The 21,117-nt window shown below is 61.5% G+C and carries 21 protein-coding genes; 11 read left to right on the plus strand and 10 right to left on the minus strand.

The features are described 5' to 3' along the window. Positions 1–21 precede the first annotated feature (21 nt). The 3 genes from RG836_RS07040 to RG836_RS07050 all read left to right on the plus strand — a co-directional run bounded on the left by RG836_RS07040 (position 22) and on the right by RG836_RS07050 (position 1,819). The gene (locus tag RG836_RS07040; RefSeq protein WP_310844335.1) at positions 22–579 is read left to right on the plus strand and encodes a DNA-3-methyladenine glycosylase I; all 558 of its coding nucleotides are present in this window, start codon (positions 22–24) and stop codon (positions 577–579) included. 40 nt (positions 580–619) lie between these two features. After that, entirely contained in the window at positions 620–1,507 is an 888-nt protein-coding gene (locus tag RG836_RS07045) for a lysophospholipid acyltransferase (protein ID WP_310844336.1), read from the plus strand. Positions 1,508–1,579: 72 nt separating this feature from the next. Further along, positions 1,580–1,819, plus strand: a complete 240-nt coding sequence (locus RG836_RS07050; RefSeq protein WP_310844338.1) for a PilZ domain-containing protein — start codon at positions 1,580–1,582, stop codon at positions 1,817–1,819. Position 1,820: 1 nt separating this feature from the next. Here the strand turns inward: RG836_RS07050 and RG836_RS07055 are convergent, their stop codons facing one another. From RG836_RS07055 to def, 5 genes are all read right to left on the minus strand, one after another. Beyond that, a complete protein-coding gene (locus RG836_RS07055) occupies positions 1,821–2,135 on the minus strand; it encodes a tetratricopeptide repeat protein (protein ID WP_310844340.1) in 315 nt (104 codons plus the stop codon). Positions 2,136–2,379: 244 nt separating this feature from the next. Then, positions 2,380–3,753, minus strand: coding sequence for a Trk system potassium transporter TrkA (gene trkA, locus RG836_RS07060; RefSeq protein ID WP_310844341.1), 1,374 nt, complete (start codon positions 3,751–3,753; stop codon positions 2,380–2,382). A 22-nt stretch (positions 3,754–3,775) separates the two neighbouring features. Then, on the minus strand, positions 3,776–5,101 hold the full coding sequence (gene rsmB, locus RG836_RS07065; RefSeq protein ID WP_310844342.1) for a 16S rRNA (cytosine(967)-C(5))-methyltransferase RsmB: 1,326 nt from the start codon (positions 5,099–5,101) through the stop codon (positions 3,776–3,778). After that, on the minus strand, positions 5,098–6,045 hold the full coding sequence (gene fmt, locus RG836_RS07070) for a methionyl-tRNA formyltransferase (RefSeq protein WP_310844343.1): 948 nt from the start codon (positions 6,043–6,045) through the stop codon (positions 5,098–5,100). The genes rsmB and fmt overlap by 4 nt, the downstream gene beginning before the upstream one ends. Before the next feature lie 59 nt (positions 6,046–6,104). Next, the gene (gene def, locus RG836_RS07075; protein WP_310844344.1) at positions 6,105–6,611 is read right to left on the minus strand and encodes a peptide deformylase; all 507 of its coding nucleotides are present in this window, start codon (positions 6,609–6,611) and stop codon (positions 6,105–6,107) included. A gap of 181 nt (positions 6,612–6,792) precedes the next feature. On the opposite strand from def, the gene RG836_RS07080 reads away from it, so the two are divergent. From RG836_RS07080 to tsaC, 3 genes are all read left to right on the plus strand, one after another. Then, positions 6,793–7,818, plus strand: coding sequence for a LysM peptidoglycan-binding domain-containing protein (locus tag RG836_RS07080; protein ID WP_310844345.1), 1,026 nt, complete (start codon positions 6,793–6,795; stop codon positions 7,816–7,818). 80 nt (positions 7,819–7,898) lie between these two features. Next, positions 7,899–9,005, plus strand: a complete 1,107-nt coding sequence (dprA, locus tag RG836_RS07085) for a DNA-processing protein DprA (protein ID WP_310844346.1) — start codon at positions 7,899–7,901, stop codon at positions 9,003–9,005. 54 nt (positions 9,006–9,059) lie between these two features. Then, a complete protein-coding gene (tsaC, locus tag RG836_RS07090; RefSeq protein ID WP_310844348.1) occupies positions 9,060–9,617 on the plus strand; it encodes an L-threonylcarbamoyladenylate synthase type 1 TsaC in 558 nt (185 codons plus the stop codon). A 100-nt stretch (positions 9,618–9,717) separates the two neighbouring features. On the opposite strand, the gene RG836_RS07095 is transcribed toward tsaC, so the two are convergent. After that, positions 9,718–10,695, minus strand: coding sequence for a quinone oxidoreductase family protein (locus tag RG836_RS07095; RefSeq protein ID WP_310844349.1), 978 nt, complete (start codon positions 10,693–10,695; stop codon positions 9,718–9,720). A 163-nt stretch (positions 10,696–10,858) separates the two neighbouring features. Here RG836_RS07095 and hemF point away from each other — a divergent pair, with 163 nt between their 5' ends. Further along, positions 10,859–11,773 carry an oxygen-dependent coproporphyrinogen oxidase gene (hemF, locus tag RG836_RS07100; protein ID WP_310844350.1) on the plus strand — a complete coding sequence of 305 codons (915 nt, stop codon included), beginning with the start codon at positions 10,859–10,861 and terminating at the stop codon, positions 11,771–11,773. A 13-nt stretch (positions 11,774–11,786) separates the two neighbouring features. Then, a complete protein-coding gene (aroE, locus tag RG836_RS07105; protein ID WP_310844351.1) occupies positions 11,787–12,608 on the plus strand; it encodes a shikimate dehydrogenase in 822 nt (273 codons plus the stop codon). 116 nt (positions 12,609–12,724) lie between these two features. Here aroE and RG836_RS07110 read toward each other — a convergent pair whose 3' ends face one another. The 3 genes from RG836_RS07110 to betC form a co-directional block, all read right to left on the minus strand. Continuing rightward, positions 12,725–14,293: a SulP family inorganic anion transporter gene (locus tag RG836_RS07110; protein ID WP_310844352.1), complete on the minus strand. Its 1,569-nt coding sequence runs from the start codon at positions 14,291–14,293 to the stop codon at positions 12,725–12,727. A 91-nt stretch (positions 14,294–14,384) separates the two neighbouring features. Next, positions 14,385–15,305, minus strand: coding sequence for a choline ABC transporter substrate-binding protein (gene choX / locus RG836_RS07115; RefSeq protein ID WP_310844353.1), 921 nt, complete (start codon positions 15,303–15,305; stop codon positions 14,385–14,387). A gap of 16 nt (positions 15,306–15,321) precedes the next feature. Further along, positions 15,322–16,836, minus strand: a complete 1,515-nt coding sequence (betC, locus tag RG836_RS07120; RefSeq protein ID WP_310844354.1) for a choline-sulfatase — start codon at positions 16,834–16,836, stop codon at positions 15,322–15,324. 114 nt (positions 16,837–16,950) lie between these two features. On the opposite strand from betC, the gene RG836_RS07125 reads away from it, so the two are divergent. Next, entirely contained in the window at positions 16,951–17,901 is a 951-nt protein-coding gene (locus RG836_RS07125; RefSeq protein ID WP_310844355.1) for a choline sulfate utilization transcriptional regulator, read from the plus strand. On the opposite strand, the gene RG836_RS07130 is transcribed toward RG836_RS07125, so the two are convergent. Next, positions 17,902–18,567: an NAD(P)-dependent oxidoreductase gene (locus RG836_RS07130; protein ID WP_310844356.1), complete on the minus strand. Its 666-nt coding sequence runs from the start codon at positions 18,565–18,567 to the stop codon at positions 17,902–17,904. It abuts the gene before it with no gap. A 387-nt stretch (positions 18,568–18,954) separates the two neighbouring features. On the opposite strand from RG836_RS07130, the gene RG836_RS07135 reads away from it, so the two are divergent. Together RG836_RS07135 and RG836_RS07140 are read left to right on the plus strand one after the other, a co-directional pair. Continuing rightward, positions 18,955–20,262, plus strand: a complete 1,308-nt coding sequence (locus RG836_RS07135) for a CitMHS family transporter (protein WP_310844357.1) — start codon at positions 18,955–18,957, stop codon at positions 20,260–20,262. An 84-nt stretch (positions 20,263–20,346) separates the two neighbouring features. Next, the gene (locus RG836_RS07140) at positions 20,347–21,114 is read left to right on the plus strand and encodes a TerC family protein (protein WP_310844358.1); all 768 of its coding nucleotides are present in this window, start codon (positions 20,347–20,349) and stop codon (positions 21,112–21,114) included. Positions 21,115–21,117: the final 3 nt, after the last annotated feature.

Consider the following 21,117-nt stretch of genomic DNA (forward strand, 5'->3'; position numbering starts at 1 on the left):
GCCTCCACCCCCTGGAGCCTTATGCCACGCTGCTTTTGGTGCACTGAAGATCCGTTGTACATGGCTTATCACGATCGGGAGTGGGGAACGCCGCTGCGCGATGCGCAGGGTTTGTTCGAGTTGCTTTTGCTCGAAGGGTTCCAGGCCGGGCTGTCATGGATCACTGTCCTGCGCAAACGCGAGCACTACCGGCAGGTGCTGTTCGGCTTCGATGTCCAGCGCGTGGCGCAGATGAGCGACGCCGAAATCGAAGCACTGATGCTCGACCCCGGCATCATCCGCAACCGCCTCAAGCTCAACGCCGCGCGGCGCAATGCCCAGGCCTGGCTGGCGCTGGAAGACCCGGTGCGGTTTCTCTGGTCGTTTGTGGGCGGCACGCCGGTGATCAACCATTTCAAGGATCGCAGCGAAGTGCCGGCCATTACGCCGATCGCGGTGCAGATGAGCAAAGGCCTGAAGAAGGCTGGGTTTACCTTCGTCGGTCCGACCATTTGCTACGCGTTCATGCAGGCCTCGGGCATGGTCATGGACCACACCCGCGACTGTGACCGCTACGCGACCTTGGCCAACGGCGGTTAGAATGGCCGCCTCGCGCACAGCACAAGATCAGGAGTGACCTGTGGATAAGTTTAAAGGCGCCTTGCTGGTAGGCGCTCTGCGGCTGTTTGCCTTGCTTCCGTGGCGCGCCGTACAAGCGGTGGGTTCGGCAATTGGCTGGCTGATGTGGAAAACCCCCAACCGTTCCCGCGACGTGGTGCGTATCAACCTGGCTAAATGCTTTCCCGACATGGACCCCGCCGCGCGCGAACGTCTGGTCGGCCAGAGCCTGGGCGACATCGGCAAATCCTTGACCGAAAGCGCCTGCGCCTGGATCTGGCCGGCCCAGCGCTCGATCGATCTGGTGCGCGAAGTCGAAGGCCTCGACGTGTTGACGGAGGCACTGGCGTCCGGCAAAGGCGTGGTGGGCATCACCAGCCACCTGGGCAACTGGGAAGTGCTCAACCATTTCTATTGCAGCCAGTGCAAACCGATCATTTTCTACCGCCCACCGAAGTTGAAAGCGGTGGACGATTTGCTGCGCAAACAACGGGTGCAATTGGGCAACCGCGTGGCGGCATCGACCAAGGAAGGCATCCTCAGCGTCATCAAGGAAGTGCGCAAAGGTGGTGCAGTAGGCATTCCGGCTGACCCGGAACCGGCCGAATCCGCCGGGATCTTCGTGCCATTCTTCGCCACCCAGGCACTGACCAGCAAATTCGTACCGAACATGCTCGCGGGCGGTAAAGCGGTTGGCGTGTTCCTGCATGCGCTGCGCCTGCCCGATGGCTCGGGCTACAAAGTGATCCTCGAAGCCGCGCCGGACGCCATGTACAGCACCGACACTGAAACTTCGTGCGCGGCCATGAGCCAAGTGGTCGAGCGCTACGTGCGGGCTTACCCGAGCCAGTACATGTGGAGCATGAAGCGTTTCAAGAAGCGGCCACCGGGCGAAGCGCGTTGGTATTGAGGCCATTGGCATGATCCGTGGATAACCCGGCCAGGGGCGTTATCCACAACCGTTCATTAAAGGGCGCAGCAGATGTCCGAACACCGAAAGTCATTGCGCATCAAGATTTGTCACGAAAGCTTCGGCGAATGCCTGGGCCATACCCGCAACCTCTCAGCCACCGGGGTCTACGTCAGCCATCCGCGCTTATCGGCGCTGCCCAGGGGCGCGGTGGTCTATGGTCAAGTTCAGGACTTGCCCAGCGGCGCGCCACGGGTGCGTATGGAAGTGGTGCAGGTGGATGCCGACGGCATTGGTTTGCGCTACCTCTGAATCACGGCGCTTGGCGGTCGAGCTTCTTCAGGAACACCGTCATTTCTTTCTCCGCCTGTTTATCGCCGTGGGCGCGGGCCGCTTCCAGGCCCTGCTCCCAGGCCAGACGCGCAGCAGCGTGATCGGCCAGGGCCAGATGGGCCTTGCCCAACAACTTCCACGCCGCCGAGTATTTCGGATCGAACGCCACGCAATGCCGGAGATGTTCAGCGGCTTTGGCGTTGTCGCCGGCATCGAGATAACCCTTGCCCAGGCCGAAGCGTAGCAATGAGTTATCCACACCCTTGGCGAGCATTTTTTCCAGAGATTCGAGCATGTTGGTTTCCTCGCAGAGGCGTGTCAGGAACATTCAATGCGTCTCTGAAACCGCCATCGCTGGCAAGCCAGCTCCCACAGTGTTCCGGTTGTTCACAAGAGACATGTACATCAGAGAACCCTGTGGGGTCTGGCAACCAGCACTAACAGTGTTCCGGTTGTTCACAAGCGGCATGTACACCAAAGAACCCTGTGGGAGCTGGCTTGCCAGCGATGAGTCCAGTGTGAACACAGAAAAATCCGGATCAGAAGAAGCTCAACCCCACATGAAACAGCTTCTCCACATCGCGAATATGCTTTTTATCCACAAGGAACAGGATCACATGGTCGCCAGCGGCGATCACCGTGTCGTCGTGGGCGATGATCACTTGCTCGTCGCGGATGATCGCGCCGATGGTGGTGCCCGGCGGCAGGCCGATGTGTTCGATGGCCTTGCCAATCACCTTGCTCGACTTCGCATCGCCATGGGCGATCGCTTCGATGGCTTCCGCCGCGCCCCGGCGCAGTGAGTGCACGCTGACGATATCGCCCCGGCGCACATGGGCCAGCAAGGTGCCGATGGTCGCCAGTTGCGGGCTGATGGCGATGTCGATATCGCCGCCCTGGATCAGGTCGACGTAGGCCGGGTTGTTGATGATCGTCATCACCTTCTTCGCCCCCAGCCGTTTGGCCAGCAGCGACGACATGATGTTGGCTTCGTCGTCGTTGGTCAGGGCCAGGAACAGGTCGGCGTCGGCGATGTTCTCTTCCAGCAGCAGGTCGCGGTCCGAGGCGCTGCCTTGTAACACTACGGTGCTGTCGAGGGTGTCGGAGAGGTAGCGGCAACGGGCCGGGTTCATCTCGATGATCTTCACCTGGTAGCGGCTTTCGATGGCCTCGGCCAAGCGTTCGCCGATCTGCCCGCCGCCGGCGATGACGATGCGTTTATAGCTCTCGTCGAGGCGGCGCATTTCGCTCATCACCGCGCGGATGTTGGCCTTGGCAGCGATGAAGAACACTTCGTCGTCAGCCTCGATCACCGTGTCGCCCTGGGGCAGAATTGGCCGGTCACGACGGAAAATCGCTGCCACGCGGGTCTCGACATTCGGCATGTGCTCGCGCAACTGGCGCAGTTGCTGGCCCACCAGCGGCCCGCCGTAGTAGGCCTTGACGGCGACCAGTTGCGCCTTGCCCTCGGCGAAGTCGATCACCTGCAACGCGCCAGGATGCTGGATCAGGCGCTTGATGTAATTGGTGACTACCTGCTCGGGGCTGATCAGCACGTCGACCGGGATCGCCTCGTTATCGAACAGGTCGGCGCGGGTCAGGTACGCCGCTTCACGCACGCGGGCGATTTTGGTCGGGGTGTGGAACAGGGTGTGCGCGACCTGGCAGGCGACCATGTTGGTCTCGTCGCTGTTGGTCACCGCTACCAGCATGTCGGCGTCATCGGCACCGGCCTGGCGCAGCACCGTCGGCAGCGAGCCACGACCCTGCACGGTACGGATGTCGAGGCGATCGCCAAGGTCGCGCAGGCGTTCGCTGTCGGTGTCGACCACCGTAATGTCGTTGGCTTCGCTGGCCAAGTGTTCGGCCAGCGAACCGCCGACCTGCCCTGCCCCGAGGATGATGATCTTCATCCAGTCACTCCGTTGAATCCATTTAACCGCGTGCGGCGGCGATCTTGATCAGCTTGGCGTAATAGAAACCGTCATGCCCGCCTTCTTGCGCGAGCAATTGGCGACCGTGGGGTTGCTTGATCCCGGCCGCAGGCTGACCGTTCTGGCCGGCAATGTCGAGTTCCCGCGCGCCGGACGTGCGATCGAGGAACGCCGCGATCACCTCGGTGTTTTCGGTCGGCAGCGTCGAGCAGGTGGCGTACAGCAGAATGCCGCCGACTTCGAGGGTTTGCCACATCGCGTCCAGCAACTCGCCTTGCAGCACTGCCAGGGCGGCGATGTCGTCGGGTTGGCGGGTCAACTTGATGTCCGGGTGACGACGGATCACGCCGGTGGCCGAACACGGTGCGTCGAGCAGAATGCGCTGGAACGGTTTACCGTCCCACCAGGCCGCTGTGTCGCGGCCATCGGCGGCGATCAGCTCGGCGCTGAGCCCCAGGCGTTGCAAATTCTCTCGAACCCGCACCAGGCGCTTGGCTTCCAGGTCCACCGCTACCACCCCGGCCAATGCCGGTTCGGCTTCCAGGATGTGGCAGGTCTTGCCGCCCGGCGCGCAACAGGCGTCGAGCACGCGCTGGCCCGGCGCCAGGTCGAGCAGATCGGCGGCCAGTTGCGCCGCTTCGTCCTGCACGCTGATCCAGCCGTCGGCGAAACCCGGCAGGCTGCGTACGTCGCTGGCGGCGTCGAGAACGATGCCGTCGCGGCTATACACGCAAGGCGCGGCAGCGATCCCGGCGTCGCTGAGCAAAGAGAGATAGGCGTCGCGGGTTTGATGGCGGCGGTTTACCCGCAGAATCATTGGCGGGTGCGCGTTGTTGGCCGCGCAAATGGCTTCCCATTGTTGCGGCCAAAACGCTTTCAGAGATTTTTGCAGCCAGCGCGGGTGAGCGGTGCGCACCACAGGGTCATGTTCCAGCTCGGCCAGCAGCGCTTCACTCTCGCGCTGGGCACGACGCAATACCGCGTTGAGCAGCGCCTTGGCCCAGGGTTTTTTCAGCTTGTCGGCGCAACCCACGGTTTCACCGATGGCGGCGTGGGCCGGTACTCGGGTGTAGAGCAACTGGTACAGACCGACCAGCAGCAACGCCTCGACATCAGCGTCAGCTGCCTTGAACGGTTTCTGCAACAGCTTGGCGGCCAGCGCCGACAAACGCGGTTGCCAGCGCGCGGTGCCGAAAGCCAGGTCTTGGGTGAAGCCGCGATCGCGATCCTCGACCTTGTCCAGTTGCGTCGGCAGGGAACTGTTGAGTGAGGCTTTTCCATTCAGAACAGCGGCGAGTGCCTTGGCAGCGGCCAGACGAGGATTCATTGCGTGTCCGCCGTTTCGCCCAGCACCGTGCCGAGGGCAAACTTCTCGCGACGGCTGTTAAACAGATCGCTGAAGTTCAGCGCCTTGCCGCCGGGCAGTTGCAGACGCGTCAGGCACACCGCCTGTTCACCGCAGGCAACGATCAAGCCGTCCTTGCTGGCGCCGAGAATCTCACCCGGCGCGCCCTCGCCTTCAGCGAAACGGGCGGCTAACACTTTCAACGCTTCGCCATTCAGCGTGCTGTGGCTGATCGGCCACGGGTTAAACGCGCGAATCAGGCGTTCCAGCTCCACGGCCGGGCGGCGCCAGTCGATGCGCGCTTCGTCCTTGTTCAATTTGTGCGCATAGGTGGCGAGGCTGTCGTCCTGGAACTCGCCGTCCAGCGTGCCCGCTGCGAGGCCGGCAATCGCTTGCAGCACTGCCGGTGGACCCAGCTCGGCCAGGCGATCGTGCAGGCTGCCGCCGGTGTCGTCGGCGCTGATCGGCGTAATGACTTTGAGCAGCATCGGCCCAGTGTCGAGGCCGGCTTCCATGCGCATCACGGTCACGCCGCTCTCGGCGTCGCCCGCTTCCACGGCGCGCTGGATCGGCGCCGCACCGCGCCAGCGTGGCAGCAGCGACGCGTGGCTGTTGATGCAGCCCAGGCGCGGAATATCCAGCACCACTTGTGGCAGGATCAGGCCATACGCGACCACGACCATCAGGTCCGGTTGCAGCGCCGCCAGTTCGGCCTGGGCCTCGGCGTTGCGCAAGGTTGGCGGTTGCAGCACGGGAATATCGTGTTCCAGGGCCAATTGCTTGACCGGGCTGGGCATCAATTTTTGCCCACGGCCCGCCGGTCGGTCCGGTTGGGTGTAGACCGCGACAATCTCATCAGGGCCGGCGAGCAGGGCCTTGAGGTGTTCGGCGGCGAATTCCGGGGTGCCGGCAAAGACGATGCGCATGGATGGAATCTCTTGAAAAGAAAAAGGCTTGCCGCAGCAAGCCTTTGGAAGGAAGGGCGTCAAGCGTTCTGGCGATGGAGCTTTTCCAGTTTTTTCTTGATCCGGTCACGCTTGAGGTTAGACAGGTAATCGACGAACAACTTGCCGTTGAGGTGGTCGCATTCGTGCTGGATGCACACCGCGAGCAGGCCTTCGGCAATCAATTCGTAGGGCTTGCCGTCACGGTCCAGAGCCTTGATTTTGACCTTCTGCGGGCGGTCGACGTTCTCGTAGAAACCCGGTACCGAGAGGCAGCCTTCCTGATATTGCTCCATCTCGTCGGTCAGGGTTTCGAACTCGGGGTTGATGAACACCCGCGGCTCGGTGCGGTCTTCGGAGAGGTCCATCACGACAATACGTTTGTGCACGTTGACCTGGGTCGCGGCGAGGCCGATGCCCGGCGCTTCATACATTGTTTCAAACATGTCATCGACCAACTGACGCACTTCGTCGTCCACTACCGCCACGGGTTTGGCGATAATCCGCAGGCGCGAGTCGGGAAATTCGAGGATGTTTAAAATGGCCATAAGCTTGATTGCTGCACGTGTGAGGTAAAGTCGGGTCGATGGCCTGGCGGGTCCGAGGATGCAGGCTACCGTTGTAAAACGTAGCGCCCTGTTTTGATAGTCACATCGACGGTCAAGCCGGGAGCGAGCCACGGGGGCTCTGGCGTTTTACGCGAACGCACATAATAAAGGGATTCACCGCATGAGGAAATCACTACTCGCCCTGCTGCTATTGGCATCGGCCGGTTTGGCGCATGGGCAAGTGCAACTCAAGGAAGGTTTTCCACAGCAATACACCGTTGTGGCGGGGGACACGCTCTGGGACATTTCCGCAAAATACCTGCGCGAACCCTGGAAGTGGCCGGAGCTGTGGCAGGCCAATCCACAGATTCAGAACCCCAATCTGATCTACCCCGGCGACTCGCTGTCGCTGGTCTACGTCAACGGTCAGCCGCGCCTGACGCTTAATCGCGGCGCCTCGCGAGGCACCATCAAGCTGTCGCCGCGCATCCGCAGCACACCAGTGGCCGACGCAATCCCGAGCATTCCGCTGCAAGCCATCAACAGTTTCCTGTTGAGCAACCGCATCGTCGACACGGTCGAGGATTTCGACCAGGCGCCGTACATCGTCGCCGGCGATGCCGAACGGGTGCTCAGCGGTACCGGTGACCGGATCTTTGCCCGCGGCCATTTCGACCCGAACCAGCCGGTGTACGGGATCTTCCGTCAGGGCAAGGTCTACACCGATCCGCAGAGCAAGGAATTCCTGGGGATCAATGCCGACGACATCGGTGGCGGCGAAATCGTCGCCACGGAAGGTGACGTCGCCACCCTCGCCTTGCAGCGCACCACCCAGGAAGTTCGTTTGGGGGATCGGCTGTTCAGCGGCGAAGAGCGCTCAATCAACTCAACCTTCATGCCCAGCGCGCCGCAGGGCAACGTCAACGGCCTGATCATCGACGTGCCTCGCGGCGTGACGCAGATCGGCGCGCTCGACGTGGTCACCCTGAACAAGGGCCGGCGCGACGGCCTCGCCGAAGGCAACGTGCTGGCGGTGATGAAAACCGGCGAAACCGTGCGTGATCGCATCACGGGCCAGCCGCTGAAAATCCCCGACGAACGGGCCGGTCTGCTCATGGTGTTCCGCACCTACGACAAGCTCAGCTATGGCTTGGTGCTCAACGCTTCGCGCTCCCTGGCGGTGCTCGACAAGGTGCAAAACCCTTAGCCTGCTCCACAAGTTACCAACAGACTTATCCACAGCTTGTTCCCATTTCGATGGGGCTTATAACGATCAAGGACGATCAGATGCCGTTGTCAGAACACGGGTCGATTTCCCCAGCGGAACTCGAAGCCCGTTTACGTTTGCACCGTTTGCCAGAGATCGGCCCGCGCCGTTTCAAAACCCTGCTCGAAGCCTTCGGTTCGGCCTCCAAGGCCATCAGCGCACCCGCCAGCGCTTGGCGGGCGTTGGGCCTGCCACTGAGCAGTGCCGATGCGCGGCGCAGCCCGCAGATCCGCGATGGCGCGGCGCACGCATTGGCCTGGCTAGAGCAGCCGGGCCAGCATTTGCTGATGTTCGACCAGGCCGATTACCCGGCCTTGCTCGCCGAACTGAATGACGCGCCGCCGCTGTTGTTCGTGGCCGGCGACCCCGGGATTCTCGAAAAACCGCAACTGGCGATGGTCGGCAGTCGTCGCGCCAGCCGTCCGGGGACGGACACCGCCGCTGCGTTTTCCAGAAGCCTGGCCGCGGCCGGATTTGTCATCACCAGCGGCCTCGCCCTGGGCATCGACGCCGCCGCGCATCAAGCCGCGCTGGATGTTGGTGGGCAAACCGTCGGGGTGTTGGGCACCGGCCTGGAAAACTTTTATCCACAGCGCAATCGGCGCCTGGCGGACGCCATGATTGCCAGCGGCAGCGCAGTGCTTTCGGAATTTCCCCTGGACGCCGGACCGAGCGCGGCTAATTTCCCCAGGCGCAATCGGATCATCAGTGGTTTGTCGCTTGGCGTACTGGTGGTCGAGGCCAGTGTCGCCAGCGGTTCATTGATCACCGCGCGGCTGGCGGCGGAACAGGGCCGCGAGGTGTACGCCATCCCTGGCTCGATCCATCACCCCGGCGCACGCGGCTGTCATCAGCTGATTCGCGACGGCGCGGTGCTGGTGGAAACCATCGAGCACATCCTCGAAGCCCTGCGCGGCTGGCAACGTTTGCCCCCCAGCCCCGAGCCGACTGAGCCAGCGGCGCGGCATCCCCTGTTGCGGTTGCTGCACGCCGCCCCGCACACCAGCGAAGCCCTCGCCGCCAGCAGTGGCTGGTCTCTACCGAAAGTGCTGGCCAGCCTCACGGAGCTGGAAATGGACGGTCGCGCCGCCTGCGAAAACGGCCGCTGGTTTGCACGGGTGAGCTAGGTTTTAACAACAGGATGGGTAAACTGCGCACAGCCTTATTGCGGAGAGTCTTACATGGTCAACAGTTGGCGCGTGCAGCAAGCCGCGCAAGAAATCCGTGCCGGTGCGGTGATTGCCTATCCAACCGAAGCGGTCTGGGGCCTGGGCTGCGACCCGTGGAACGAAGAAGCCGTCGATCGGCTGCTGCTGATCAAGGGCCGCTCGGTGGACAAGGGGCTGATCCTGATCGCCGACAATATTCGCCAGTTCGACTTCCTGTTCGAAGACTTCCCGGAATTGTGGATGGATCGCATGGCCAGTACCTGGCCAGGGCCGAATACTTGGCTGGTGCCGCATCAGAACATGCTGCCGCAGTGGATCACCGGGGTGCACGAGACCGTAGCCTTGCGGGTCAGCGATCATCCGCTGGTGCGGGATTTGTGCGCAGTAGTCGGGCCCTTGGTCTCGACTTCGGCCAACCCTCAGGGCCGGCCGGCGGCGCGCACGCGGTTGCGGGTCGAGCAATATTTCCGTGGCCAGGTGGATTACGTGTTGGGTGGCAACCTCGGTGGGCGCAAGAACCCGAGCGTGATCCGCGACCTGGCGACCGGGCAGGTGATTCGCCCGGACTGAATGGGCGGTGCAGCCATTCGCGAGCAGGTTCTGTGATCGACACATAACCCCTGTGGGAGCGAGCCTGTTCGCGAAGAGGCCTTGGCAAGCCCTGAAAAACTTAAGGCAACAACACCGTCGAACCCGTCGTCCGACGCCCCGCCAATTCCGTTTGGGCCTTGGCCGCTTCAGCCAGCGGATAGCGTTGGCTGATGTCCACGGTCAACTTGCCGCTGCTGATCATCTCGAACAGCTCATCGGCCATGCGTTGCAGGTTTTCGGCGTTGTTGGCGTAGGTGCCGAGGGTCGGGCGCGTGACGTACAGGGAACCCTTCGCCGCCAGAATCCCCAGGTTGACCCCGTCCACCGCCCCCGAGGCATTGCCGAAACTCACCACCAACCCTCGCGGCGCCACGCTGTCGAGCGACGTTAGCCAGGTGTCTTTGCCGACGCCGTCGTACACCACCGCGACTTTCTTGCCGTCGGTCAATTCCAGCACCCGTTGCGCCACGTTTTCGTGGCTGTAGTCGATGGTTGCCCACGCGCCGTTGGCCTTGGCCAGCGCGGCTTTCTCCGGGGAACTGACGGTGCCGATCAGCTTCACGCCCAGGGCCTTGGCCCATTGGCAGGCCAACGAACCGACGCCGCCGGCCGCGGCGTGGAACAGGATGGTTTCGCCACCCTTGAACTCATGGGTTTGCCGCAGCAGGTATTGCACGGTCAAGCCCTTGAGCATGACCCCGGCGGCCTGTTCGAAACTGATCGCCTCTGGCAGATGCACCAGGTTCGCTTCGGGCAGAACGTGTAATTCGCTGTAGGCACCGAGCGGACCGCTGCCATACGCCACGCGATCACCGACCTTGAACCGGGTCACTTCGCTGCCCACTGCCTCGACCACTCCGGCGCCTTCGGAACCCAGGCCGGACGGAAAGCCCGGCAACGGGTACAGGCCGTTGCGGTAGTAGATGTCGAGGAAATTCAGGCCGATCGCCTTGTTGCTGACGCGCACTTGCTGCGGCCCGGGCTCGGCGGGCAGGTAATCGACATACTCAAGCACTTCGGGGCCGCCATGGGCACGGAACTGGATACGCTTTGCCATCTGCACTCTCCTGGGATCGTTTTACCGAGCCACCTATCGGACTCCTAACCTTGATCTTCGTCAACTGCGGCGGGTGCATTGGCGATGGTATGCTACGCGCCCATTTGCGCCGGCCCCGCTCTGACGGAGCGCCGCGTTGTTTTGCCCGATTCAAGGTGATGCCATGACTACCCGCACCGAATCCGTTAAAGCCTATTTGCTCGACCTGCAAGACCGCATCTGTGCCGCACTGGAAGTGGAAGATGGCGGCACACGCTTCGTCGAGGACGCTTGGACCCGGCCCGCCGGTGGCGGCGGCCGGACCCGGGTAATCGAAAACGGGACGGTGATCGAAAAGGGCGGGGTCAACTTTTCCCATGTGTTTGGCAGCGGCCTGCCACCGTCCGCCAGTGCCCATCGGCCAGAGTTGGCCGGGCGCGGCTTCGAAGCCCTGGGCGTGTCGCTGGTGATTCACCCGCACAACCCGCATGTGCCGACGTCCCACGCCAACGTGCGATTTTTCATCGCTGAAAAAGAAGGCGAAGAGCCGGTCTGGTGGTTCGGCGGCGGCTTCGACCTGACCCCTTACTACGGCAACGAAGAAGACTGCGTGCACTGGCATCGCGTGGCCGAACAGGCCTGCGCGCCGTTCGGCCCGGACGTCTACTCGCGTTACAAAGCCTGGTGCGACAGCTATTTCCACATCAAGCATCGCCATGAACCGCGCGGCATCGGCGGGTTGTTTTTCGATGACCTGAACGAGTGGGACTTCGACACCAGCTTCGCCTTCATGCGCGCCATCGGCGATGCGTTTATCGACGCTTACCTGCCGATCGTGCAGCGCCGCAAGCATGAGGCGTTTACCGCCAAACAACGTGAGTTCCAGGAATTTCGCCGTGGCCGCTACGTTGAATTCAACCTGGTCTACGACCGCGGGACCCTGTTCGGTTTGCAATCGGGCGGGCGTACCGAGTCGATCCTGATGTCGCTGCCGCCGCAAGTGCGCTGGGGCTACGACTGGAAAGCCGAGCCCGGTAGTGAAGAAGCGCGCCTGACCGATTACTTCCTGCAAGACCGCGACTGGTTGGGCAAGGCCTGAACGAGGAATCCTGATGGACCGTTATGTCGTTTTCGGTAACCCGATTGGCCACAGCAAGTCGCCGCTGATCCACCGTATGTTCGCCGAGCAGACCGGCGAACAGCTGGACTACAGCACCTCGCTGGCACCGCTGGATGATTTTTCCGCATTTGCCTTGGGATTTTTCCACGAGGGACGTGGGGCCAACGTCACCGTGCCGTTCAAGGAAGAGGCCTGGCGCCTGGCCGATAGCCTGACCAAGCGCGCACAACGGGCCGGCGCGGTAAACACCTTGAGCAAATTGGCCGATGGCAGCCTGCTGGGTGACAACACCGATGGCGCGGGACTGGTGCGTGATTTGACGGTGAATGCCGGTTTCAGCCTCAGTGGTAAACGCATCCTGTTGCTCGGCGCCGGTGGCGCGGTGCGCGGCGCGCTGGAGCCGCTGCTGGCCGAGCAACCGGCCTCGGTGATCATCGCCAACCGCACCGTGGAAAAGGCCGAACGCCTGGCCGAATTGTTCGCCGACCTGGGGCCAGTGTCTGCAAGCGGTTTCGATTGGCTGCGCGAGCCGGTGGACCTGATCATCAACGCCACGTCCGCCAGTCTGTCAGGCGATGTACCGCCGATTGCCAGCAGTTTGATCGAACCGGGCCAGACCTTTTGCTACGACATGATGTACAGCCAGGAGCCGACCTCATTCTGCCGCTGGGCCACCGAGCACGGTGCCGCAGTGTCAATGGATGGCTTGGGCATGCTGGTGGAGCAGGCGGCCGAAGCGTTTTTCCTGTGGCGCGGCGTGCGCCCGGAGTCGGCACCGGTGCTGGCGGAGCTTCGGCGGCAGTTGGCGCTTTAGGATTCTGTAGCGAGGGAGCTTGCTCCCGCTGGGTTGCGCAGCGACCCCGAAATTTTGTGAGCGCGTCGCACTCAAGCGGGAGCAAGCTTCCTCGCCACAGTGGATTGGGTGGGGCTTCAGTCCTCGAACCTGATCGGGCACTTCTCCGGCCCTTCCAGTTTGCGCAGTTCTTCCACCACTTGCGGGCGCGCCCGGCGCAGGGTCAGGCAGCGGTCCTGGCGTAGCAGTCGGCGCGCTTCCTGGTGGAGCATTTCGACGCCGGAGTAGTCGATGAAGTTGATCTGCTGCGCGTCGATCACCACTCGCGGACCTTGCAGGCGTTGCAGCCGTACTTGCAGGTAATGGCTGGCGCCGAAGAAGATCGAGCCGCCGACCCGCAGCACGTCGTCGTCGCCCTCGCGGGTGTGTTGCACCCGAGGTTGCGAGGTGCGCTTGAGGTAGAAAAACAGCGAGGCCAGGACCCCGGCGTAGATCGCCGTTTGCAGTTCCAGCAGCAGGGTGGCGAGGCAGGTCAGCAGCATCACCACGAACTCGGCGCGGCTCACGCGAAACAGCGCGCGAATGCCGCGATGGTCCACCAGCCCCCAGGAAATCAGCAAAATGCTGCCGGCCATGGCCGGGATCGGAATGTGTGCGATCAACGCTGCGCCGCTCACCGCGAACAACGCCACCCACAACGCCGAGAACACGCCGGCCAGCGGCGAGCAGGCGCCTGCGTCGTAACTCAGGCCCGAGCGGGTGAAGGATCCGGCGGACAGTGAACCGGAAAAAAATCCGCCAACGATATTGGAAAGGCCCTGCGCGCGGACCTCCTGATTCGCATCGAGCAACTGCTCGGAACGTGCCGACAGCGAGCGCGCAATCGACAGGCTGGTGACCAAACCCAGCATCCCCACCGCCACGGCGCTCGGCAGCAAGCGCAGCACCAGGTTCAGGTCCAGCGGTAATGGGCTGAAGGGTGGAAGGCTGCCGGCGAAGGCACTGACCAGTTTCACTTGTCCGAACATGGCCGGCCACAGCCACACCACCAGGCTCGCGATCACCAGCGTGATCAACAGGGTTGGCCAGCGCGGCAGCAGTAATTTCAGGATGAAGCCGACGATTACCGTGGCGACGCCAAGGACCAGCGAAGGTTTATCCACAGCCCCGAGATGATTCAACAGGCTGACCAGACTGCTGAGGGCCGTGGCCTGGTTGGCCAGGTCCAGACCCAGTAAATTCGGCAACTGGCCGATGGCGATTACCACGGCAGCGCCCAGGGTGAACCCCAGCACCACCGAATGCGAAACGAAGTTCACCAGAGCGCCAAAGCGCAGCATGCCCAGCAACCACTGGAAGACTCCGGCGAGGAATGTCAGCAGCAGAATCAGCGTGACGTAGTCCTCGGACGCCGGCACGGCCAGTGGGCTGACGCTGGCGTACAGGACAATGGAGATCGCCGCCGTAGGACCGCAGATCAGGTGCCAGGAAGAGCCCCACAGGCAGGCAATCAATACCGGGATAATCGCGGCGTACAGACCGTATTCCGGGGGCAAACCGGCGATCAGTGCGTAGGCGATGGACTGCGGCAGCGCCAGGATTGCGCCGCTGAGGCCGACGATCAGGTCGCGACCCACGCTGGCGCGGGTCTGGCGCGGCAACCAGCTCAAAAAAGGAAAGAGTGAATGGCGCGTGGGGAATGCCATGGAGCCTCTAGGTGGGAGGTTTTGCGCAAAGGGTAACAGGTGAACGCGATGATTGTGGTGAGGGGGCCAGGCCCCTCACCACAGGGATTACTTACAACTTGGCCTTCACCGCCGCCAGCGCTTCCTTGCCATCCACGGTCTTCACCCCGTCGAGCCATTTGTCGAGCACGGCCGGGTTGGCCTTGATCCATGCCTTGGCCGCGTCGGCGTTGCTGACCTTCTTGTTGACCACGTCAGCCATGATGCTGTTTTCCATTTCCTGGGTGAAACTCAGGTTGGTCAGCAGCTTGCCGACGTTCGGACAGGCCTGTGCATAACCTTTGCGGGTTAGGGTATACACCGCGCCGGTGTCGCCGAAGTACTTCTCGCCGCCCTTCAGGTAATGCATTTTCAACTGCACGTTCATCGGGTGCGGGGTCCAGCCGAGGAAGGTCACGAATTTCTGCTTTTTCACCGCGCGGCTGACTTCCGCCAGCATCGCCTGCTCGCTGGATTCCACCAGTTTCCACTGGCCGAGATCGAAGTCGTTTTTCTTGATGATGTCCTGCAACGACAGGTTGGCCGGCGCGCCGGAGCCGATGCCGTAAATTTTCTTCTCGAACTTGTCGGCGAATTTGTTCAGGTCGGCGAAGTTATGCACACCCGCGTCCCAGACGTAATCCGGCACCGCCAGGGTAAATTCCGTGCCATCGAGGTTCTTCGCCAACTGCGTGACGTCGCCATTGGCCACGAATTTGTCGTAGAAGCCTTGCTGCGCCGGCATCCAGTTGCCCAGAAACACGTCGACTTTGCCATCCTTCAAACCGCCAAAGGTAATCGGCACCGCGAGGGTGTCGACCTTGGCCTTGTAGCCCATGCCGTCCAGCAGAAAACCGGCGATGGCGTTGGTAGCGGCGATGTCGCTCCAGCCTGGATCAGCCATTTTCACCGTGTCGCAGCTCTGCTCGGCAAATGCCGAGGCACTGCTGAGGGCCAATAGCCCGACCGTCACTACTGTGGATAACTTTTGCATGGACTTCCCCTTAACATTATTGGTTTTGGCAGGGTTGTGGATAACGTGCTTTGCGCTCCAGGTCATCGAGGTCGATATGGTTGCGCATGTACTGCTGACTGGCGTCCACCAGCGGCTGGTGATCCCAGCTCTTCAGCTTGCCGATGGTCAGGGCGTCGGCGACAAAGCGCCGGCGCCGCTGGCTGGCGAGCACTTGTTGGTGGATCGCCGGAATGTCCCACTTGGCCCGCGCTTCGGCGAGGAAATCAGCGAACAGCTGCTGATGCTGCGGCGATTGGCTCAGTTCCTCCAACTCGCGCGGGTCATTGCTCACATCGAAGAGTAGACACGGGTCATCTTCGCTGTAGATGAATTTATAGGCGCCACGGCGAATCATCATCAGCGGGCTGATGGTGCCTTCAGCCATGTACTCGCCAAACACTTCGTCGTGCCCGCCCTGCCCTTGCAAATGCGGGACGAGTGAGCGGCCATCGAGCGGCAAACTGGCGTCGATTTCCCCACCGGCCAGTTCCACCAGAGTCGGCAGCAGATCGGCAGTGGACACCGCGGCGCTGACCCGGCTGGCAGCAAACTGACCCGGCGCACTGACCAGCAACGGCACCCGAGCGGCCATTTCATACCAGTGCATTTTGTACCAGAGGCCGCGCTCGCCGAGCATGTCCCCGTGATCGCCGGAGAACACAATGATGGTGTCGTCGATCAGCCCGGTGTCTTCAAGGGTTTGCAGCAGTTTGCCGACGTTACTGTCGATGTAGCTGCACGCACCGAAATAGGCGCGGCGGGCGTCGCGGATCTTATCCACAGGCAGCGGCTTGTCCCACAAGTCGTAAACCTTGAGCAGCCGTTGCGAGTGTGGATCGAGACTGTCCTGGGCCGGAGTTTCTGGCATCGGGATGTCGTCGTTGTTGTACATATCCCAAAACGTCTTGGGAATGGTGTACGGGTCGTGTGGGTGGGTCATCGACACGGTCAGGCAGAACGGCTGTTCGCCGTCTTCGCGGATGTGATCGAACAAGTACTGCTGGGCCTTGAACACCACTTCTTCGTCAAAATCGAGTTGGTTGGTGCGCACACACGGCCCGGCCTGCAGCACCGACGACATGTTGTGATACCAGGTCGGGCGCACGTCCGGCTCATCCCAATTCACCGCCCAACCGTAGTCGGCCGGGTAGATATCACTCGTCAGGCGTTCTTCGTAGCCGTGCAACTGGTCCGGGCCGCAGAAATGCATCTTGCCCGACAACGCGGTGCGATAGCCGAGGCGGCGCAGGTAGTGGGCGTAGGTCGGCACATCGGCGGGGAAATCGGCGGCGTTGTCATAGGCGCCGATCTTGCTCGGCAACTGGCCGCTGACCAGGGTAAAACGCGACGGCGCGCACAACGGGCTGTTGCAATACGCGGCGTCGAACACCACGCCATGAGCGGCGAGGCGGCTGAGATTAGGCAACTTGATGGGCGAAGGACCGTAGAACGGCAACATTGGCGCGGCCATTTGATCGGCCATGATGAAAAGAATGTTCTTGCGCTTCATGTGATCGCGGCATTCCATAGTGAATATTTATGCGAGAGTGCTGCTTTCGAGCATGGCCACCCTGCTTTGTACGGTAAAGCCCATAGAAAGCAATGACTAGGATAAGCACAGCTTATGTATGAATCTTTGGGTGACCTGTCGCTGGATCTGTTCCGCGCCTTCGAAGCGGCTGCGCGCCAACGCAGCTTTACCGCCGCCGCCGTTGAGCTGGGCACCACCCAGCCGGCCATCAGCCAGCAGATAAAGCGTTTGGAAGAACAACTGGAAACCCGGCTGTTCGACCGCATTTATCGCGGCATTGAATTAACCGAGGCCGGTAGCCTTCTTTTTGAGCAGGTTCAGGCCGGATTGCAGAGTATCGACGCCGGTTTAAGCGCGATCACCGCGCAGCGGCAACATGAAGTGCTGCAAGTGGCCACCGATTTTGCCTTCGCCGCGTATTGGCTAATGCCGCGCCTGCACCGTTTTCATGAAGCTAACCCAGATGTGGACGTCAGCCTGGTCACCAGTGAGCGCAGCCACAACATGCTGCGCACCGACATCGACGTGGCGGTGCTATTCGGCGACGGGCGCTTCAAACAAGGCGAGAGCCACTGGTTGTTCAGCGAGGAAGTGTTCCCGGTGTGCAGCCCACAACTATTGAAGGAACGTCCTACGCCACTGGATGCAAAAGCGCTGCTGGAGTTTCCCTTGTTGCACCTTCGGGGGGAAAACAGCAGCAACTGGTTTGACTGGAGCGGCGTGTTTCGCGAACTGGGCATCACTTCCTCGCCCGCTCCCGGTCAGTTGCGTTTCGATAACTACACCTTGCTGATCCAGGCAGCCATTGGCGGCCAAGGCGTCGCCATCGGCTGGCGGCACCTTGTGGATAACTTACTGGCGCAAGGGCTGTTGGTGCGGCCGATCAACCAGACGCTCATCTCGCGCTTGGGCTATTACGTGGTCTTGCCCCAGCGCAAACGACGCAGCGTGCTGATCCAGCAATTCGTCGATTGGCTGATGGCTGAGCAGACCACCAGCGCTCAAACTCTTAACGGCGTCGAGTTACCGTCAATCGCGGTGTAGCTATTGAGGCGTGGCGGCGATAAACGTCACATGTTCGCCAATGTGCAGATTCAACCGCAGCTCATCGGCGATGCCTACCGCCACTTGGTTCAAGCGCTCTAGCGATTGCGCCATGCCTTCTTCGAGGCTGCTGCTGACCTGGCTGAAGTGCTCGATCGTCAGGCCCGGCACCGCTCGTGGCGTGTTGACCAGTGTCCATTGCAACGAGCAACTGCCGAGGGCGTCGAGGATTTCCTCGGCGGCGTGACGTTGCAAACGATCGCCGTCTTCCGGATCGTCGAGCACGCTGAAATCACCGAGCACAAAGAGCCGCGGGATCTTGCTCGCTTCCAGGCCAGCGATCAGGGTATCGACCGCCAAAACTTGTTCCACCGGGCCAAGCATCAGGGTTTTCTCGATATGGTCACTGCTGATCGGCAGGCCCGGTGCGTCCAGCACGCAGATCACCGCCGAACACCCGGCCACGCTCTGCTTGACCCGTTCGGCGCTGAACAGATCGCCGGTTTTAGTGCGCAAGCCTGGACGTGGCGCCAGTGCCGTCAGGTCGTCGAGGATCGCAATCACTTCGTGTTGGCGCCGCAGCATTTCAGCCATCAGCGCGCTGCCCAGGCTGCCCATGGCACCGTAGAGCGCCAGTTTGACCACCGGGGTTTCGGCATTCTTCATGGCCGTTTTCCTTATTCACAGCGTATATGGGCTGTGACCCGCCGGGATCGGCGAGGGTTCGACTGTTTTTTTCCAACCATTACGCTACGCCGGGAGAACCGGGCCTGGCCCACGACCGTTTATCTGTCAGATGAATGCTTTCACCAACGAAAGCTGGGTGAAAGCTTGCGCGATTAGGATCGCCCCCACTGCCGGCAACAGACCGGTTGGCCGCTGCCAGTGTTTCAGCGCTCGCACGGCCCAATTAACAACAACAATGGTGATTCTGATGTCCTCTGCTTCGCGCCTCTACGCCCTGACTCCCCCCGTACGCTTCGTGCCTTTCGTTCTGCGCTGACCCCTGTCCGGTTCGCCTTTCCCTAGCCGCGCTACGCCTGGAGTATTCCCATGCTGACTTTCCTTGGCTTTGCCATGGTCATCACCTTCATGTTCCTGATCATGACCAAGCGCCTGTCCGCGCTGATTGCTCTGATCATTATTCCGATCCTGTTCGCCCTGTTCGGCGGGTTCGCGCCGAAGATCGGCCCGATGATGCTCGAAGGCATCACCAAGCTCGCGCCGACCGGCGTCATGCTGATGTTCGCGATTCTCTACTTCGCCCTGATGATCGACTCCGGCCTGTTCGACCCGGCCGTGCGCAAGATCCTCAAACTGGTCAAGGGCGATCCCTTGAAGGTGTCGGTCGGCACTGCGGTGCTGGCGCTCGTTGTGTCCCTCGACGGTGACGGCGCCACCACATACATGATCTGCGTGGCCGCGATGCTGCCGCTGTACAGCCGCATCGGCATGAGCCCGCGGATCATGGCCGGCCTGATCATCCTCGCCGGCGGCGTGATGAACATGACCCCGTGGGGCGGCCCGACCGCCCGTGCCGCCAGTGCGCTGCATGTGGATCCGTCGGACATCTTCGTCCCGATGATCCCGGCGATGCTGGCTGGCGTAGTGGCGATCCTGGCGATTGCCTACTTCTACGGTAAACGCGAACGTGCGCGTCTGGGTGAATTGCACCTGGCGGGCGACGAGATGGACCACAGTGAAATCAGCGTTTCGCAGTTCCCGGATGCCCGTCGTCCGAAATTGATCTGGTTCAACGGCCTGCTGACCCTCGGTCTGATGTGCACCCTGATTGCCGGTCTGTTGCCGCTGCCGGTGCTGTTCATGGTGGCGTTCAGTATCGCGATGATCGTCAACTACCCGTGCCTGCAAATGCAGAAGGACCGCGTCGCGGCCCACGCCGGCAGCGTGCTGGCGGTGGTCGGGTTGATCTTCGCCGCAGGTATTTTTACCGGCATTCTGTCGGGCACCGGCATGGTCGATGCCATGTCGAAGAGTCTGCTGGCGGTCATCCCGGAGTTCCTCGGCCCGTACCTGGCGGTGATTACCGCGCTGGTGAGCATGCCGTTTACCTTCTTCATGTCCAACGATGCATTTTATTACGGCGTGTTACCGGTACTTGCGGAAGCCGCCAGTCACTACGGTATAACCGCGGTGGAAATGGCACGTGCCTCGATCGTCGGCCAGCCCGTCCACTTGTTGAGCCCGCTGGTACCCTCGACGTATCTGTTGGTGGCGCTGGCCGGTATTGAATTCGGTGATCATCAGCGGTTCACCCTGAAGTGGGCAGTGCTCGTGTGCTTGTGCATACTGCTCGCCGCACTGCTGATGGGGATTTTTCCGCTGTTCAGCACTCTATAAGCCTAGATCTCGCCAAAGCGGGTCCGGCTTCGTTGTTTGAAGCGCGGGCCCGCTCTGGTTTAACACTCGCTCAAAGGAATACACATGGAATGGCTGACCAACCCTGAAATCTGGGTTGCCTTCTTTACCCTGACCGCCCTGGAAATCGTCCTGGGCATCGATAACATCATCATGATTTCGATCCTGGTCAGCCGCATGCCCAAGCACATGCAGGCGCGCACCCGGATCTTCGGCCTGGCGCTGGCCATGGTCACGCGGATCCTGTTGCTGCTGTCGATCACCTGGGTCATGCGCCTCACCGCCGATCTGTTCGAAGTGTTCGGTCAGGGCATTTCCGGGCGTGACCTGATCCTGTTCTTCGGTGGTCTGTTCCTGCTGTGGAAGAGCTCGCAAGAGATGTACCACGCCCTCGAAGGCGAAGACGAAACCAGCGACGAGCCGACTGGCAAGGGTGGCAGCTTCATCTACACCATCGTTCAGATCGCAATCATCGACATCGTGTTCTCGCTCGACTCGGTGATCACCGCAGTGGGTATGGTCTCGCACGTACCGGTCATGGTGGCGGCGATCATCGTGGCCGTACTGGTGATGATGCTGGCGGCCGGGACCATCAGCTCGTTCATTGACAAGCACCCGTCGCTGAAGATGCTGGCGCTGTCGTTCCTGCTGGTGGTCGGTACCGTGCTGATTGCCGAATCGTTCGAAGTCCATGTGCCAAAAGGCTACGTCTACTTCGCCATGGCGTTCTCGCTCGCGGTAGAAGCGTTCAACATCAAGATGCGCATCGCCACGGCGAAAAAGAAGAAGCAGCAGGACCCAGTGAAACTGCGCAAGGATATTCCTGGGCAGTAACCG

It is taken from the genome of Pseudomonas rhizozeae (assembly GCF_031583775.1).
In the GTDB taxonomy this organism is placed as follows: Bacteria; Pseudomonadota; Gammaproteobacteria; order Pseudomonadales; family Pseudomonadaceae; genus Aquipseudomonas.

Bases quoted from the DNA above. Each gene is read 5' to 3' on its own strand.
- trkA (WP_310844341.1), bottom strand. From the start codon at position 3,753: ATGAAGATCATCATCCTCGGGGCAGGGCAGGTCGGCGGTTCGCTGGCC.
- RG836_RS07140 (WP_310844358.1), top strand. From the start codon at position 20,347: ATGGAATGGCTGACCAACCCTGAAATCTGGGTTGCCTTCTTTACCCTG.
- tsaC (WP_310844348.1), top strand. From the start codon at position 9,060: ATGGTCAACAGTTGGCGCGTGCAGCAAGCCGCGCAAGAAATCCGTGCC.
- RG836_RS07125 (WP_310844355.1), top strand. From the start codon at position 16,951: ATGTATGAATCTTTGGGTGACCTGTCGCTGGATCTGTTCCGCGCCTTC.
- aroE (WP_310844351.1), top strand. From the start codon at position 11,787: ATGGACCGTTATGTCGTTTTCGGTAACCCGATTGGCCACAGCAAGTCG.
- RG836_RS07130 (WP_310844356.1), bottom strand. From the start codon at position 18,567: ATGAAGAATGCCGAAACCCCGGTGGTCAAACTGGCGCTCTACGGTGCC.
- betC (WP_310844354.1), bottom strand. From the start codon at position 16,836: ATGAAGCGCAAGAACATTCTTTTCATCATGGCCGATCAAATGGCCGCG.
- RG836_RS07040 (WP_310844335.1), top strand. From the start codon at position 22: ATGCCACGCTGCTTTTGGTGCACTGAAGATCCGTTGTACATGGCTTAT.
- RG836_RS07055 (WP_310844340.1), bottom strand. From the start codon at position 2,135: ATGCTCGAATCTCTGGAAAAAATGCTCGCCAAGGGTGTGGATAACTCA.
- hemF (WP_310844350.1), top strand. From the start codon at position 10,859: ATGACTACCCGCACCGAATCCGTTAAAGCCTATTTGCTCGACCTGCAA.
- RG836_RS07110 (WP_310844352.1), bottom strand. From the start codon at position 14,293: ATGGCATTCCCCACGCGCCATTCACTCTTTCCTTTTTTGAGCTGGTTG.
- fmt (WP_310844343.1), bottom strand. From the start codon at position 6,045: ATGCGCATCGTCTTTGCCGGCACCCCGGAATTCGCCGCCGAACACCTC.
- RG836_RS07080 (WP_310844345.1), top strand. From the start codon at position 6,793: ATGAGGAAATCACTACTCGCCCTGCTGCTATTGGCATCGGCCGGTTTG.
- RG836_RS07050 (WP_310844338.1), top strand. From the start codon at position 1,580: ATGTCCGAACACCGAAAGTCATTGCGCATCAAGATTTGTCACGAAAGC.
- def (WP_310844344.1), bottom strand. From the start codon at position 6,611: ATGGCCATTTTAAACATCCTCGAATTTCCCGACTCGCGCCTGCGGATT.
- dprA (WP_310844346.1), top strand. From the start codon at position 7,899: ATGCCGTTGTCAGAACACGGGTCGATTTCCCCAGCGGAACTCGAAGCC.
- rsmB (WP_310844342.1), bottom strand. From the start codon at position 5,101: ATGAATCCTCGTCTGGCCGCTGCCAAGGCACTCGCCGCTGTTCTGAAT.
- RG836_RS07135 (WP_310844357.1), top strand. From the start codon at position 18,955: ATGCTGACTTTCCTTGGCTTTGCCATGGTCATCACCTTCATGTTCCTG.
- RG836_RS07095 (WP_310844349.1), bottom strand. From the start codon at position 10,695: ATGGCAAAGCGTATCCAGTTCCGTGCCCATGGCGGCCCCGAAGTGCTT.
- choX (WP_310844353.1), bottom strand. From the start codon at position 15,305: ATGCAAAAGTTATCCACAGTAGTGACGGTCGGGCTATTGGCCCTCAGC.